Genomic DNA, 373 nt, shown 5'->3' on the forward strand with positions numbered 1-373 from the left:
GTATTGTACGTCTAGGGGAAGCAAGGAAAAAAGCGCCTGGCTGATAGTCTTGAATCAACTGTACTTTTTCTTCTGACGGCAATAATGAATGTTTCATGAAAAGGCCTCCTTTTTGATGAAATGCTAGATTCCGAGTGTTGCGCCACCATCAATCGTGAGATTCTGCATCGTAATATGACTGGATTGTTCAGACGCAAAGAAGATGACTGCATCAGCGATGTTTTGAGGATCAGCGATTTTTTGTAATGGAATACCGGTTTTATACGTCTCTAATGACCCTTTGATCACATGGTCTGCTCCTTGTTCATCAGACCATAAAGCCCATTGCATAGGTGTTGCGGTAGAGCCAGGAGAGACAACATTGCATCTGATT

Annotated in this window: 1 protein-coding gene; it reads right to left on the reverse strand. The window is 42.6% G+C overall.

All coding sequences use genetic code 11. The features are described from left to right. Nucleotides 1–123: 123 nt before the first annotated feature. On the reverse strand, nucleotides 124–373 hold a 250-nt coding region (locus tag SB658_RS22300; protein WP_410602383.1), incomplete at its 5' end, for an SDR family oxidoreductase.

It is taken from the genome of Bacillus sp. SIMBA_008 (genome assembly GCF_046535495.1).
Classification (GTDB): Bacteria; Bacillota; Bacilli; order Bacillales; family Bacillaceae; genus Bacillus; species Bacillus subtilis.